Origin of the sequence: Streptomyces lydicus, assembly GCF_000717345.1 — a bacterium.
Classification (GTDB): domain Bacteria; phylum Actinomycetota; class Actinomycetes; order Streptomycetales; family Streptomycetaceae; genus Streptomyces; species Streptomyces lydicus.
Genome location: NZ_JNZA01000020.1, coordinates 34,182 through 48,045, shown reverse-complemented (window position 1 = coordinate 48,045; position 13,864 = coordinate 34,182). Strand labels below are relative to the sequence as shown.

11 protein-coding genes and 1 tRNA gene are annotated in these 13,864 nt (G+C 72.6%); 5 read left to right on the top strand and 7 right to left on the bottom strand.

Translation table 11 applies throughout. The features are described from left to right. Positions 1–417 precede the first annotated feature (417 nt). The 3 genes from OO62_RS38190 to OO62_RS40780 are packed head-to-tail and all read left to right on the top strand — an operon-like array spanning position 418 to position 1,546. Positions 418–852 (top strand): carbohydrate ABC transporter permease, encoded by a 435-nt coding sequence (locus OO62_RS38190; RefSeq protein ID WP_206738422.1) that lies wholly within the window; start codon positions 418–420, stop codon positions 850–852. Next, positions 798–1,271: an ABC transporter permease family protein gene (locus OO62_RS40785; RefSeq protein ID WP_228332700.1), complete on the top strand. Its 474-nt coding sequence runs from the start codon at positions 798–800 to the stop codon at positions 1,269–1,271. Before OO62_RS38190 ends, OO62_RS40785 begins: the two co-directional genes overlap by 55 nt. After that, positions 1,271–1,546, top strand: a complete 276-nt coding sequence (locus tag OO62_RS40780) for an ABC transporter permease subunit (protein ID WP_228332502.1) — start codon at positions 1,271–1,273, stop codon at positions 1,544–1,546. Before OO62_RS40785 ends, OO62_RS40780 begins: the two co-directional genes overlap by 1 nt. Before the next feature lie 159 nt (positions 1,547–1,705). On the opposite strand, the gene OO62_RS20315 is transcribed toward OO62_RS40780, so the two are convergent. From OO62_RS20315 to topA, 5 genes are all read right to left on the bottom strand, one after another. After that, positions 1,706–1,779 (bottom strand) — tRNA-Thr (locus OO62_RS20315). 90 nt (positions 1,780–1,869) lie between these two features. Then, entirely contained in the window at positions 1,870–3,459 is a 1,590-nt protein-coding gene (locus OO62_RS20310) for an alpha/beta hydrolase (protein WP_033268917.1), read from the bottom strand. A gap of 233 nt (positions 3,460–3,692) precedes the next feature. Beyond that, positions 3,693–4,955: a DNA polymerase III subunit delta' gene (locus tag OO62_RS20305; RefSeq protein ID WP_033268916.1), complete on the bottom strand. Its 1,263-nt coding sequence runs from the start codon at positions 4,953–4,955 to the stop codon at positions 3,693–3,695. A gap of 233 nt (positions 4,956–5,188) precedes the next feature. Next, positions 5,189–8,512, bottom strand: a complete 3,324-nt coding sequence (gene tmk / locus OO62_RS20300; protein ID WP_033268915.1) for a dTMP kinase — start codon at positions 8,510–8,512, stop codon at positions 5,189–5,191. 120 nt (positions 8,513–8,632) lie between these two features. Beyond that, complete coding sequence (gene topA, locus OO62_RS20295; protein ID WP_033268914.1) at positions 8,633–11,482, bottom strand: type I DNA topoisomerase; 2,850 nt, start codon at positions 11,480–11,482, stop codon at positions 8,633–8,635. Positions 11,483–11,976: 494 nt separating this feature from the next. Between topA and OO62_RS40775 the strand changes: the two genes are divergently transcribed. Both OO62_RS40775 and OO62_RS40770 read left to right on the top strand, forming a co-directional pair. Beyond that, a complete protein-coding gene (locus OO62_RS40775; RefSeq protein ID WP_033268913.1) occupies positions 11,977–12,558 on the top strand; it encodes a hypothetical protein in 582 nt (193 codons plus the stop codon). Continuing rightward, a complete protein-coding gene (locus OO62_RS40770) occupies positions 12,555–12,980 on the top strand; it encodes a DUF2752 domain-containing protein (protein WP_051733458.1) in 426 nt (141 codons plus the stop codon). The genes OO62_RS40775 and OO62_RS40770 overlap by 4 nt, the downstream gene beginning before the upstream one ends. Before the next feature lie 16 nt (positions 12,981–12,996). Here OO62_RS40770 and OO62_RS20280 read toward each other — a convergent pair whose 3' ends face one another. Next, positions 12,997–13,401: a hypothetical protein gene (locus tag OO62_RS20280; protein ID WP_033268912.1), complete on the bottom strand. Its 405-nt coding sequence runs from the start codon at positions 13,399–13,401 to the stop codon at positions 12,997–12,999. 168 nt (positions 13,402–13,569) lie between these two features. Next, positions 13,570–13,767, bottom strand: coding sequence for a hypothetical protein (locus OO62_RS20275; protein ID WP_033268911.1), 198 nt, complete (start codon positions 13,765–13,767; stop codon positions 13,570–13,572). Positions 13,768–13,864 lie beyond the last annotated feature (97 nt).

Here is a 13,864-nt window from a genome sequence, read left to right as displayed (position 1 = left end):
CGCGTACCCGGAGGCCGCCCGGCTGCTGGCGGGCCTCGGTTTCCGGACCCGCTACGAGGCCGTCGCGATGCACCGCGGCCTGGTCGGCTACCGCGTGCCGGCGGCGGTGCGGCAGCACGAGGAGACGCTGGTGGCGCGCGGTTTCCGGTTCGGCACGCCGTCGGACGACGCACTGGTGGACCTGCTCCGCCTGGCCACCGGGGAGTTCACCCCCGACTGGGCGCGCGCCGTCCGGCAGTGCCTGGCCGGCGGTGCCCCGTTGGACCGCGTCGCCCTCGCCCGGGCACCGGACGGGCGGGCGGCGGGCTTCGCCCTGCACGGCGCGTACGACGGCATGGTCGAGCGGTTCGGGCCCTTCGGCGTCCGCGGCGCACTGCGCGGCGCCGGGCTGGGAAAGGTGCTGCTGCACCGGACTACATGTACGAGCCGGGCGGACTGCTCAACGGGATACTCAATTCCCTCGGCCTGGATTCCCTCGCCTTTCTTCAGGAGCCCGGTACGGCGCTGCCGTCCGTCATCGTGGTGCAGGCATGGGCGTTCCTCGGCACCGGGATCCTCATTCTCACCACGGGACTGGAAGCAATTCCCGAGGTCTATTACGAGGCGGCCGAGCTGGACGGCGCCGGCCGGGGCACCGTCTTCCGGCGCATCACGCTGCCGCTGCTGCGCCCGTCGCTGCTCTTCGTGTGCCTGACCCAATTCTTCGCCGGACTGCAGTCGTTCGCGCTGATCAATGTGATGACCGGGGACGGGGGTCAGGGCGCCGCGGCCGGCGCCGTCCCTGGGGTGTGTACGCCGTGGTCGCCACGGGCGCCGTGCTCACCGTCGTTCCGCTTCTCGACATGCTGCTGACGTCGTTCAAGGGCCCCAGCGAATTCGGAAAGCTGCCTTTCCGGTTCCTTCCGCAGGCTTTCGACCTCAGCAACTACCGCACGGCGCTGCATCAGTTGAACCTTCCGCTGCTCTTCCGCAACAGCGTCGTCGCGACCGTTGTGATCACCGGATCGACGCTCGTGACCTCCGCGCTCGCCGGTTACGCACTGGCCAAACTCCGCTTTCCCGGCCGGGAGCTCGTCTTCCGCCTCGTGCTGTCCACGATGATGTTCCCGGCTTTCCTCTTCTTCGTGCCGCACTTCCTGATCCTGGTGCACTGGCCGGGCACGGGCGGAAACGATCTGCTGGGGCGCGGCGGCGCCGGCCTCACCGTCAGCATCGCCGCTCTCGTCATGCCGTTCCTGGTGTCCGGATTCGGGATCTTCCGATCTTCCTGATGCGGCAGTTCATGCTCTCCCTCCCGGACGACATGCTGGAGGCGGCCCGCCTGGACGGCGCCGGCGAATTCACCGTCTGGTGGCGCGTCGTCCTGCCGCAGACCAAGCCGGTGGCGGTGACGCTGACCCTGCTCACCTTCGTCAACGCCTGGAACGAATACATCTGGGCGCTGCTGGTCTCCACCGTCAATCCGCGGCTGATGCCCCTTCCCGTGGGAATCCAGATGCTGCAGAAGCACTATCTGCGCGGGGTGCTGCTCAGCGGCCTGAAGTGACCGTCCCGCCGGCGCCCTCACCGGCGGGGCCGATCTGGGCCCCGCTGAGACCAAAAAGGAGCCCGGCGACACTCGCGCGGCCCGATCGCGGCGCCGTCACCGCATCTGCTGAACACAAAACCCCAGGCCGGAAGACATCCGACCTGGGGTTTCACGCTGAGCCGCCTTCGGGATTCGAACCCGAGACCTACGCATTACGAGTGCGTTGCTCTGGCCAACTGAGCTAAGGCGGCGTGGTGCGCGGCCCAGTCTACACATGCCGGAGGGGTGGTCCGTAACCGATTGCGGGGCTGGTCAGGGGGCGGGTGGGGATGTGAGGGGGGTCACTTGCAGTGTTTGTTCTTGGGCGGGGTGGTGCCGTCCAGGAGGTAGGTGTTGACGGCGGTGTCGATGCAGTTACTGCCGCGGCCGTAGGCGGTGTGGCCGTCGCCCTCGTAGGTCAGGAGGGTGGCGTTGGCGAGCTGGGAGGAGAGGGCCTTGGCCCAGGTGTAGGGGGTGGCCGGGTCGCGGGTGGTGCCGACGACGACGATCGGGGCGGCGCCCTTGGCGGGGATGCGGTGGGGTGTGCCGGTGGGCTTGACCGGCCAGTACGCGCAGTTCAGAGCGGCCCAGGCGAAGTTCTCGCCGAAGACCGGGGATGCCTTGCGGAAGCTGGGCAGGGCGGCGCGCACCTGCTCGGGGCTGGTGAAGGCCGGCGCGAGGTCGAGGCAGTTGACGGCGGGGTTGGCGTACATCTGGTTGGCGTAGCTGCCGTTGGGGTCGCGTTCGTAGTAGCTGTCGGAGAGGGTGAGCAGCCCGCGGCCGTTGCCGCCCTCCGCCTGGGCGAGGTACTCGCGGAGCATGGGCCAGGCGCGCTGGTCGTACATCGCGGCGATCACGCCCGTGGTGGCCAGGGACTCGGTGAGCTTGCGCTCCTCGCCCGTCTCCACCGGGTGGGCGTCGAGCTTCTTGAAGAGCGCGGAGAGCCGGCGGCCGGCGTCCGCCGCGTTCTTGTGGCCGAGCGGGCAGTCCTTCTGCTTGACGCAGTCCGCGGCGAAGGCCGTGAAGGCCGTGTTGAAGCCGACGGTCTGGTCGAGGTTGACGGTGCGGGAGTCGAGGTCCGGATTCATCGCGCCGTCCAGGACCAGCCGGCCGGTGCGGGTGGGGAAGAGCCCGGCGTAGGTCGCGCCCAGGAAGGTGCCGTAGGAGGCGCCCATGTACGTCAGCTTCTTGTCGCCCAGGACGGCGCGCAGCACGTCCATGTCGCGGGCCGCCTCGATCGTGGAGACGTGCGGGAGCACCTTGCCGGAGCGGGCCTCGCAGCCCTTGGCGAAGTCGCGGTAGGCGGTGATCAGCTTGTTGACCTCGGCCGGGTCGTCCGGGGTCTGGTCGGTCTGGGTGTAGCGGTCCATCTGTTTGTTGGAGAGGCACTCGACCGGCTCGCTGCGGGCCACGCCGCGGGGGTCCATCGCGACCAGGTCGTAGCGGGCGCGGACGGCCGCGCCCTGGGGCGCGTACTGCTGGAGGTATTCGATCGCCGAGCCGCCGGGGCCGCCCGGATTGAGCAGCAGGGAGCCGAGCCGGCTACCGGGGCCGGTGGCCTTCTTGCGGGCCACCGCGAGCTTGAGGTCCGTGGCCGCGCTCGGGTGGGCGTAGTCCAGGGGGGCCTTCATCGTCGCGCACTCGAAGCCGGCGACTCCGCAGGGGTGCCAGCTCAGCTTCTGGTCGTAGTACGGGCGCAGCGCGGCCGGGACGGCGGCCGGGAGGGGCTCCAGCGTGGCGTCCGCGACGGGGCGCTGGGCGCCGGCCTCGGTCGTACGGTCCGAGGACGCCTCGGCACGGGGGGACGAACTCCCCGAGGAGCAGCCGGAGATCAGCAGAGCGGTGGCCGCGAGGGCGGCGGCGGAGGTGCGGAGCAGTCGGCTGGTGGCCATGGCGGTCCCTTGGTGTCGGTCCCTGGAAGCTGGAGTGCGGGGTCTGGCGTGCGGTGGATCCCTGGAGTGGTGAGGCGGCGGTCGGCTTCGGCTTCGGTTTCGGCTTCGGCTTCGGACTGAGGGTAGTTGAGTGATTACCTTTTGTGTCGGTTGTGGGGAGGGTTGGCGGAGGGGCGTGGCTCCTCCGGCGGCGGGCGAGGCGGGGTGTCGGTGGGAGGGGTCCGGCGGTGGGGTCAGCCGGCGCGGAGGGCCGCGGTCATGGCCTCCACCGCCAGGAGCGGGGCGACGTTGCGGTCGAGGGCCTCACGGCAGGCGATGACCGCTTCTATCCGACGGAGGGTGCGCTCGGGCGTCGACCCGGAGGCGATGCGCCGGACGCTGTCCTGCACCTCGTCGTTGGCGAGCGGCACCGAGGCGCCCATCTGGACGGCGAGGACGTCGCGGTAGAAACCGGTGAGGTCGACCAGGGCGAGGTCGAGGCTGTCGCGCTGGGTCCGGGTCGAGCGGCGCTTCTGCTTGTCCTGGAGCTCCTTCATGGCGCCGGCCGTGCCGCGCGGCAGCCGGCCGCCGGTCCCGGAGGCGGCGCCGAGCGCGGCCCGCAGCTCCTCGGTCTCCTTGGTGTCGATCTCCTCGGCGACCTGCTTGGCGTCCTCCCCCGCGGCGTCGATCAGTTCCTGGGCGGCCTTGAGGCAGCCGCCGATGTCGTCGATGCGGAGCGGCAGCTTGAGCACCGCCGCGCGCCGGGTGCGGGCACGCTCGTCGGTGGCCAGCCGGCGGGCGCGGCCGATGTGCCCCTGGGTGGCGCGGGCGGCCCGGTCGGCGACCTCCGGCTCGATGCCGTCGCGCCGGACGAGCACGTCGGCGACCGCGGCCACGGGCGGCGTACGCAGCGAGAGGTGGCGGCAGCGGGAGCGGATGGTCGGCAGGACGTCCTCGATGGAGGGCGCGCACAGCAGCCAGACCGTACGGGGCGCGGGCTCCTCGACGGCCTTGAGGAGGACGTTGCCGGCGCCTTCGGTGAGACGGTCGGCGTCCTCCAGGACGATCACCTGCCAGCGTCCGCCGGCCGGGGAGAGCGAGGACCGGCGGACCAGGTCACGGGTCTCCTTGACGCCGATGGACAGCAGGTCCGTACGGACGATCTCGACGTCGGCGTGCGTGCCGACGAGGCTCGTGTGGCAGCCGTCGCAGAAGCCGCAGCCGGGGGCGCCGCCGAGGGCGCGGTCGGGGCTGACGCACTGCAGGGCGGCGGCGAAGGCGCGGGCGGCGGTGGAGCGGCCGGAGCCGGGCGGGCCCGTGAACAGCCAGGCGTGGGTCATCTGCGAGGCGCCGCTCCGCTCGGCCGAAGGCTCCTGCCCCGGCGCCGGCTGCGTGCCGGGCGACGGTGCCTGCCGCGCCGCGTGCTCAGCGGTGACGCGGGCGTCCGCGTCACGTGCGGCAGCGGCCAGCTGCGCCGTCACCCGGTCCTGGCCGACCACGTCGTCCCATACCGCCATCGCTGTCTGCCGCTCCCGTCGTGCCGTACTGCTCGAAACCCGCCTGCCCCATTGTGGTGCAACCCACTGACAAACGAATCCGGAGGCGGAAACGGCCGTGGCCGCAGCGTAGGTGCTGCGGCCACGGCCGGTGTGGCGCCGGTGTGGCGCCGGTGGCGCGTGTGACGGGGTCCGCTCGGGTGTGACGGGGTCCTCCGACGAGGAGGCCCGGGCGTCCGCACGGCCCCGTCGGGCTAGCGGCGGCGTCCCCGGCCGCCGCGGCGGCCGTCGTCGCCGGCGCCGTCGTCCGCGTCCTCGTCCGCCCGCGGGCCGAGCAGCTCGTCGGCGAGCGACGGCAGATCGTCCAGCGGGGTCTCCTCCGCCCATTCGGGGCGCGGGCGGCCGCGCCGCGGGGCCTGCGGGGACTCGACGGGGCGGCCCGTCGCCGGGTCGATCTGCGGCATCTCGCGGGTGCGCTCGACCCCACCGGCATCGGCACCCGCATCCGCGCCGGAGCCGGCGGCGGAGTGCTCGGGCGCACCGGCGCCCGGGGTCTCCTTGCGGAACATCCACGGCGGCACCCGGTCGGCGGGGTCGTTGCCCCGTACGCCCTCGGGGCGCGCGTCGTCGCCCCGCACGGCCGGCAGCACGGCGGTCTCGTCCACGTCGGAGCCACCGGAGCGGTCGAAGCCGTCGGAGCCGTGGCCGCCGCGCGTCTCGCGGACCGGCGGCAGCACCGCCGTCTCGTCCGCCGCGCCGGGTACCTCCGGCGCCGCGGGCCGCGGCAGCGACTCCGTCCGCTCACGGTCGGCGCCGGAACCGGCAGGACCGGCAGGGCCGGCAGCGGGAGAGCCGGAATCCGACGCGTCGGACGTGTCGCCGCTCTCCGCGAAGCGCTTCCGCAGGTCCGCCACCGGCGTCTCCGCGGTCGGTGCCTCGGCGGCCTCGGCCGCCGCAGCCTCCGCCGCGGCCGCCTCCGCGGCCGCCGCCCGCCGGGCCTCCTCGGCGCGCAGCAGGGCCTCCTCGGCCTTGCGCTGCTTCTCCAGGCGGCGCTCCTCGGCCTCCCGGCGCAGCCGCGCCTGCTCCTCGTGCTCCCTGCGCAGTCGCTCCTGCTCGGCCTCACGGGCCCGTTCCTCGGCCTCGCGACGGGCGCGTTCCGCCTCCGCCGCCTGGCGGGCCTCCTCGGCGCGCTGCCGGGCCTCGGCCGCCTGGCGGGCGGCCTCCAGCGCCTTGGCCTGCTCGGCCTCCTGACGCTTGCGCTCCTCCTCCTCGGCGCGCAGCCTGGCCAGCTGTTCCTGGCGCTCACGCTCCAGGCGGGCCTCCTCGGCCTTGCGGGCGGCCTCCTCCTCGGCGCGGCGGCGGGCCTCCTCCTCGGCGGCCTTACGGGCCTCGTCCTGCGCCTTGACCTCGGCCTCGGACAGCGGCAGCACCTGGTCGAGGCGGTGGCGTACGACGGTGGTGACGTCCTCCGGCTCCTGACCGGCGTCTACGACCAGATAGCGCGCCGGGTCGGCGGCGGCCAGGGTCAGGAAGCCGGCCCGGACCCGCTGGTGGAACGCGGCGGGCTCGGACTCCAGCCGGTCGGGCGCCTCGGTGAAGCGCTCGCGGGCGGTCTCCGGCGAGATGTCGAGCAGCACGGTCAGGTGCGGGACCAGGCCGTCCGTTGCCCAGCGGTTGATCCGGGCGATCTCCGTGGGGGCGAGGTTGCGGCCGGCGCCCTGATAGGCGACCGAGGAGTCGATGTACCGGTCGGTGAGGACGATCGCGCCGCGCTCCAGCGCGGGCCGGATGACGCTGTTGACGTGCTCGGCGCGGTCGGCGGCGAACATCAGCGCCTCCGCCCGGTCCGAGAGGCCGGTCGTCGCGACGTCCAGGATGATCGACCGCAGCCGCTTGCCGATGGCGGTGGCGCCCGGCTCGCGGGTCACCACGACCTCGTGGCCCTTGCCGCGGATCCACTCGGCGAGCGCCTCGACCTGGGTGGACTTGCCGGCGCCGTCGCCGCCTTCCAGGGCGATGAAGAAGCCGGTGGGCGCGGGCGCCTGCGCCGGGTCGCCGCCGCGCAGCGCCTCGCGCAGCTCGCGCCGCAGCGGTACGCCCTGCCGGTCGTCGAGCTTGCCCAGGACCCAGGCGGCGACCGGCAGCAGCAGCGCGCCGACCAGCATCAGGGTGTAGGCGGCGCCCCCGTAGGAGAAGTCGAAGGTGCCGTTGCCGAGGTGGTGCGGGCCGATGACGGCCGCGAGCAGGGGCGCGACGACGGCGGCCAGCGCCACCGCGAGCCGGACGACGGCGTGCAGATGCCCGGTCGTACGGGCGGTGCGGGACTCCTCGGACTCCTGGTCCAGCAGGACGTGTCCCGTGTTGGCGGCGACGCCGGCGCCCACGCCCGCCAGGAGCGCGAGCAGGAGCACCGTCGTGGTGTCCGGGACCAGACCCATGGCCAGCAGCGCCAGCCCGGTCAGGGCGACCGCGAGGGCGAGCAGCCGGCGCCGGGACAGCGCGGGCAGCACGCGGTGGGCGCCCCGGATGCCGACGGCGGTACCGCCGGTCAGCACCAGCACCAGCAGCGCGAAGGTGGCCGGTCCGCCGGCCAGGTCGTAGGCGTGCAGGACGGCCAGCGAGACGGCCGCGGAGATCCCGGCCGCGACGGCGGCGCAGCCCAGCACCAGCGCCGGGATCGCGCCCGTACGGCCCCTGTCGGCGCCGGTCTTCTCGCCCTGGGGAGCCGCGGCCTTGGGACGGCGCAGACCCTCCAGGGGGGAGCGCGGCCGGGGCGTGTCCGCACCGGGCAGTTCGATGAAGTAGAGGATCGAGACGGAGGCGGCGAACAGTCCGGCCGCCACATAGGAGCCGAGGGCGGCCTGGTGCAGGTGGAACCAGTCGATGCCGGTGCCCAGCAGCTTGCTGAGAAGGGTGACGACCACCAGGGCGGCGGCCGCGATCGGCAGGGAGACGAAGGTGGTGCGCAGCGAGAGGCGGCGCAGGGCGTCCAGGTTGTCGGGCAGCGGGCGCACCGCGGCGCCCTCGGGGGGCGGCGCCGGCAGCAGGCCGGGCGCGGCGCTCTCCCGGGAGACGGTCCAGAAGCGCTCGGCGACACCGGTGACGAAGACCGTGACCAGCAGCCAGGCCAGTGCGTCACCGGGGGCCCAGTCGATCCAGAGGGGCGCGATGACCAGCAGCGCGAGCCGCAGCACGTCCGCGCCGATCATCGTCCACCGCCGGTCGAGCGGCCCGGAAGGCGCTGTCAGCGTGGTCAGCGGGCCCAGCAGGACGGCCCCGAAGAGCAGGGTCGACAGCATCCGGGCGGCGAAGACCGCGGTGACCGCGAGGGCGGCTCCCCTATAGCCGCCTCCGAAGACGGCCTGGCCGCCGAGCGGTACGTACAGCGCTGCCTGGAGGGCGAGGATTACCAGGACAAGCATGGACAGGGCATCGCCGATGCCCCCGACGAATTGGGCGCTCCACAGTCGCTTCAGTGGGGGGAAGCGGAGCAGGGCTCGCACCGCGCGCTCGCGTGAGTCCGCTGCGAGGGCGCCTGAAGTGGGGGTCACGACCGTTGGCTGCTCGGCACGCGTCATCCCGCCAGCCTAGCCGGACGCCCCACACCGTCGGGCGCCCGCCCGAACTAACGGGCGGGCTCGACGGAACGTGTCCGTCTTGCCCGCCCTTGTCCTGCGCACCACCGGGGTGCGCGGCCGTCAGTCCTCGGCCGACGCCGCCGTCTTCTTGGCCGCCGCGGTCTTGGCGGTGGCCTTCTTGGCGGTCGTCTTCTTCGCCGTGGTCGTCTTCTTCGCCGCGGTCTTCTTGGCCGTGGTCTTCTTCGCGGCCGTCTTCTTCGCCGGTGCCTTCTTCGCGGGCGCCTTCTTGGCGGTCTTCTTCGCCGGCCCCTTGGCGCGCTTCTCCGCCAGCAGCTCGTAGCCGCGCTCCGGGGTGATCGTCTCGACGTCGTCGTCCCGCCGCAGCGTCGCGTTGGTCTCGCCGTCGGTGACGTACGCGCCGAAGCGGCCGTCCTTGACCACGACCGGCTTGCCGCTGACCGGGTCGGTGCCCAGCTCCTTCAGCGGCGGCTTGGCCGCGGCCCGGCCGCGCTGCTTGGGCTGCGCGTAGATCGCCAGCGACTCGTCCAGGGTGATCGTGAACAGCTGCTCCTCGCTCTCCAGGGAGCGCGAGTCGGTGCCCTTCTTGAGGTACGGGCCGTAGCGGCCGTTCTGCGCGGTGATCTCCACGCCCTCGGGGTCCTTGCCGACGACGCGCGGCAGCGACATCAGCTTGAGCGCGTCCTCCAGGGTCACCGTGTCCAGGGACATCGACTTGAAGAGCGAGGCGGTGCGCGGCTTGACCGCGTTCTTGCCGGTCTTCGGGGTGCCCTCGGGCAGGATCTCGGTGACGTACGGGCCGTAGCGGCCGTCCTTGGCGACGATCTCGTGACCGCTGACCGGGTCGGTGCCCAGCGCGAAGTCTCCGCTCGGCTTGGCGAGCAGCTCCTCCGCGTACTCCACGCTCAGCTCGTCGGGCGCGAGGTCGTCGGGCACGTCGGCCCGCTGGTGGCCCTCCTCGCCCTTCTCGCCGCGCTCGACGTACGGGCCGTAGCGGCCGACCCGCAGCTTGATGTCGTTGCCGACGGGGAAGGACGAGATCTCCCGGGCGTCGATCGCGCCCAGGTCCTCGACCAGCTCCTTGAGCCCGCCGAGGTGGTCGCCGTCGCCGTTGCCGGCGTCGGAGGCGGCGCCCACCGAACTCGCGTCCTCGCCCTCACCGAAGTAGAAGCGCCGCAGCCACGGCACGGCCTGCGCCTCACCACGGGCGATGCGGTCGAGGTCGTCCTCCATCCTGGCGGTGAAGTCGTAGTCGACCAGCCGGCCGAAGTGCTTCTCCAGGAGGTTGACCACGGCGAAGGACAGGAAGGACGGGACGAGCGCGGTGCCCTTCTTGAAGACGTAGCCGCGGTCGAGGATCGTGCCGATGATCGACGCGTACGTCGACGGGCGGCCGATCTCGCGCTCCTCCAGCTCCTTGACCAGCGTGGCCTCGGTGTAGCGGGCGGGCGGCTTGGTGGCGTGGCCGTCGGCGGTGATCTCCCGCACGGCGAGCGCGTCGCCCTCGGAGACCTGCGGCAGCCGGCGCTCGCGGTCGTCCAGCTCGGCGTTCGGGTCGTCGGCGCCCTCCACGTATGCCTTGAGGAAGCCGTGGAAGGTGATGGTCTTGCCGGACGCGCTGAACTCGGCGTCCCGGCCGTCGGCGGCCCGGCCACCGATCTTGACCGTGACGGAGTTACCGGTCGCGTCCTTCATCTGGGAGGCGACGGTCCGCTTCCAGATCAGCTCGTACAGCTTGAACTGGTCGCCGGTCAGCCCGGTCTCGGCCGGGGTGCGGAAGCGGTCCCCGGAGGGGCGGATCGCCTCGTGCGCCTCCTGGGCGTTCTTGACCTTGCCGGCGTACGTGCGCGGCTTGTCCGGCAGGTAGCTCGCCCCGTACAGCTGCGTCACCTGCGCCCGGGCCGCGGCGACCGCGGTGTCCGAGAGCGTGGTGGAGTCCGTACGCATATAGGTGATGTAGCCGTTCTCGTACAGCTTCTGGGCCACCTGCATGGTCGCCTTGGCGCCGAAGCCGAGCTTGCGGCTGGCCTCCTGCTGGAGGGTGGTCGTACGGAACGGGGCGTACGGCGAGCGGCGGTACGGCTTGGACTCGACCGAGCGGACCGCGAAGTCGGTGTTCTCCAGGGCGGCGGCGAGCGCGCGGGCGTTCGCCTCGTCCAGGTGGAGCGCGTCGTTCTTGAGCTGCCCGTTGGGGCCGAAGTCGCGGCCCTGCGCGACACGGCGGCCGTCGACGGCGTTGAGCCGGGCGGTCAGCGTGGACGGGTCGCTGGCGTCTCCGGCGCGCCCGGTGGCGAAGGTGCCGGTCAGGTCCCAGTACTCGGCGGAGCGGAACGCGATGCGCTCGCGCTCCCGCTCGACGACGAGGCGGGTCGCGACGGACTGCACCCGGCCGGCCGACAGCCGCGGCATGACCTTCTTCCACAGGACCGGTGAGACCTCGTACCCGTAGAGGCGGTCGAGGATCCGGCGGGTCTCCTGGGCGTCGACCAGCTTCTGGTTCAGATCACGCGGATTGGCGACGGCCTCGCGGATGGCGTCCTTGGTGATCTCGTGGAAGACCATCCGGTGGACCGGGACCTTGGGCTTGAGGATCTCCTGGAGGTGCCAGGCGATGGCCTCGCCCTCGCGGTCCTCATCGGTGGCGAGGTAGAGCTCGTCGGATTCGGCCAGCAGCTCCTTGAGCTTCCTGACCTGATCCTTCTTGTCACTGTTGACCACATAGATCGGCTGGAAGTCGGCGTCGACATTCACGCCGAGGCGGGCCCAGGGCTCGCCCTTGTACTTCGCCGGGACCTCGGCCGCCCCGTTGGGCAGGTCGCGGATGTGCCCCACGCTGGCCTCGACCACATAGCCAGGGCCGAGGTAGCCCTTGATCGTCTTCGCCTTGGCAGGCGACTCGACGATGACGAGTCGGCGGCCGCCGCCCTCTGTGGCTTCGCTGGTCGGGGACAACTTCGCTCTTCTCTCCGGTCGGCGCGGAAAATGCTCCCCGGCCGGACGCCGGGGACCACTGCGGTGACGCTTGACGCTGCGGAGTGTGACGGTACCTCCCGCCCCCGTGTCAAACGGAAAAACCCCGCAACGCCACTCGAACGGTAACCCGACTACATGCCTTCATGCCGCCCGGACCGCATCGGCCGCCCACCACGGGCCCCACGGCGGCTCCCGTCGATCTTGGCGTGTCCCCGACGGTTTCCGGTGCCGCCGTCCGCCGGCCCCGGCGCGCCCCCGCCCGCGCACCTCCGCTGATCTCACAGAGTGACGAACCGCTTCCGCTTTCCCGGCCACCGTGGCCCGCGCGACTGTCACAAGGTGGCGCCGGATCCCGTCATCGCCTTGATACGGCACGTGAGCGGGCTGGCAGGATGGGCTCAGGATGACCTCGGCGCGGCTCCGCCCGGGCCGAGTACCGCCGTCGTCACGCACACCCTCGGGGGGAACCACCCATGGCGAACCAGTACCCCGGCCCGCCACCGGAGCAGCCGCCGGGCCAGCCCGGCCAGAATCCGTACGCCTCGCCGCCGGCCGGTGGACCCGCCGACGCCGGGTACGGGTATCCGCAGGGCGGCCGCCCCGGCGACCCCGGCTACGGCTATCCGCAGGCCGGCTCGCAGCCGCCGTCCGGGTTCCCGCCGCCGACCGCTCCCCCGCCCGGCGCCGGTTTCCAGGCCGGGCCGCAGACCGGCGGGATGGCGCTGTCGCTCGGCGACATCGCGGTGAGCGGCGACACGATCATGACGCCGGCCGGACCGATGCCGCTCAAGGGCGCCATCTGGACGGCGACGGACATGTCGCGGACGGAGGAGAAGATCCCGGCGCACGCGGTCGTGCTCGCCATCGTCTTCTTCCTCTTCTGTCTGCTCGGGCTGCTCTTCCTGCTGATGAAGGAGCGGGTGACCACCGGCTTTGTGCAGGTCACCGTGAACAGCGGCGGCCGGCACCACTCGACGATGGTCCCGGTGCAGTCCCGCGAGCAGGTCATGTACGTGCTCAACCAGGTCAACTACGCCCGGTCGCTGAGCGTGTGAGCACCGTGCGGCCCGCCGGACCGCTCACCGCGGGGGCGATCCGGCGCCGTACCGTCCGCCGGGCGTCGCTCGCGCTCGGCGCCGGCGCGGCGGCGGCCGGCTATCTGTGGCGCACCGATCCGCACCGGCCCGGACAGGTGCTGATCCCCTGCCCGTTCAAGCTGATGACCGGGGTGGACTGCCCGGCGTGCGGCGGCACCCGGATGGCGTACGACCTGCTGCACGGCGATGTCGTGGCGGCTTTCCACGACAACGCCGTGCTGCTCACCCTCGGCGTGCCGGCCGTGGCGTTCTTCGTGCTGCGCTGGCTGGTCGCGGGGTTGCGCGGGCGCGCCTACCGGCTGCAGCTGACGGCCCGCGGCAACGCCGTGGTGTTCGGCATCGCCGCGGTGTGGATGGCCGCCCGCAACCTCATGGGGTAGGCGCGGCCCGGTGGCCTCAGCGGACGGTGACGGTGACCACCGGCGAGACGGTGGCGCCCACGCCCATGCGCAGCTGGTTGACGCCCTTGATGCCGAGCTTGACCCGCACCGAGTACGTGCCGCTGGTGTTGACCGGCGTCTGCGCGGGCAGCGAGACCCACTTCGTGCCCTGCTTCTGCTGGACGGTGACCTTGGTGCCCGCCTTGATGCCCTTGGCGGTGCCGGAGATCCGGAACTGCTCCCACGCCTTGACCGTGGTCGCACTGGCCTTGGCGGTCAGCGAAGCGGCGGCCGGGGCGGCGGCGACGACCTTTGAGGGCGAGTGGAGGTCCTGCGGGGCGGCGAAGGCGGCGGCCGAGCCCCCGGCGAGCAGGGAGACGGCGAGGACGCCGACGGAGGCGTAGCGGAGTGCGCGGTTCATGGGAGTTCCTCACTGACGGTGGTGAGCCGTTGCCGGCCTTTCACCGGGGAACATGGCCAGAAGGCCGAAGACGTTCCGCGTACCGGTTCATATCGGCCATCTGTCGGCCGCCTGTTACAGACGTGGCGGAATCCGAACGGAACGGCCCCGGGCGCGGGACGCCAGCCCCTAGAGCGCCGCCAGCAGCCAGCCGCCGGTGGCGAGGAACACCACTCCGGCCAGCAGCGCCGTCACGGTGGCGACGGGCCGGCTGACGCCGTCGGCGACCGGCGCGCCGGTCCGTGCGCAGACGCCCGTCCACACCAGCAGTCCGGCGCCGAACAGCGCGAACGCCGCACCGGCGAACACCTCGGGTGCACTCTCCATGCGGGCAGCCTCACAGCCCGCGGCGGCCACCCGGCGAACACCGGGTGAACGCCGCCCGCCCGTCCCGTACGGATCACCCGTTCGGCCCCGGGGGCCC

What these genes read in the sequence shown, in the direction of transcription:
- OO62_RS38190 (WP_206738422.1), top strand. Translation starts at nt 418, where the DNA reads ATGTACGAGCCGGGCGGACTGCTCAACGGGATACTCAATTCCCTCGGC.
- OO62_RS40780 (WP_228332502.1), top strand. Translation starts at nt 1,271, where the DNA reads ATGCGGCAGTTCATGCTCTCCCTCCCGGACGACATGCTGGAGGCGGCC.
- OO62_RS20310 (WP_033268917.1), bottom strand. Translation starts at nt 3,459, where the DNA reads ATGGCCACCAGCCGACTGCTCCGCACCTCCGCCGCCGCCCTCGCGGCC.
- OO62_RS20305 (WP_033268916.1), bottom strand. Translation starts at nt 4,955, where the DNA reads ATGGCGGTATGGGACGACGTGGTCGGCCAGGACCGGGTGACGGCGCAG.
- tmk (WP_033268915.1), bottom strand. Translation starts at nt 8,512, where the DNA reads ATGACGCGTGCCGAGCAGCCAACGGTCGTGACCCCCACTTCAGGCGCC.
- OO62_RS40775 (WP_033268913.1), top strand. Translation starts at nt 11,977, where the DNA reads ATGGCGAACCAGTACCCCGGCCCGCCACCGGAGCAGCCGCCGGGCCAG.
- OO62_RS20280 (WP_033268912.1), bottom strand. Translation starts at nt 13,401, where the DNA reads ATGAACCGCGCACTCCGCTACGCCTCCGTCGGCGTCCTCGCCGTCTCC.
- OO62_RS20275 (WP_033268911.1), bottom strand. Translation starts at nt 13,767, where the DNA reads ATGGAGAGTGCACCCGAGGTGTTCGCCGGTGCGGCGTTCGCGCTGTTC.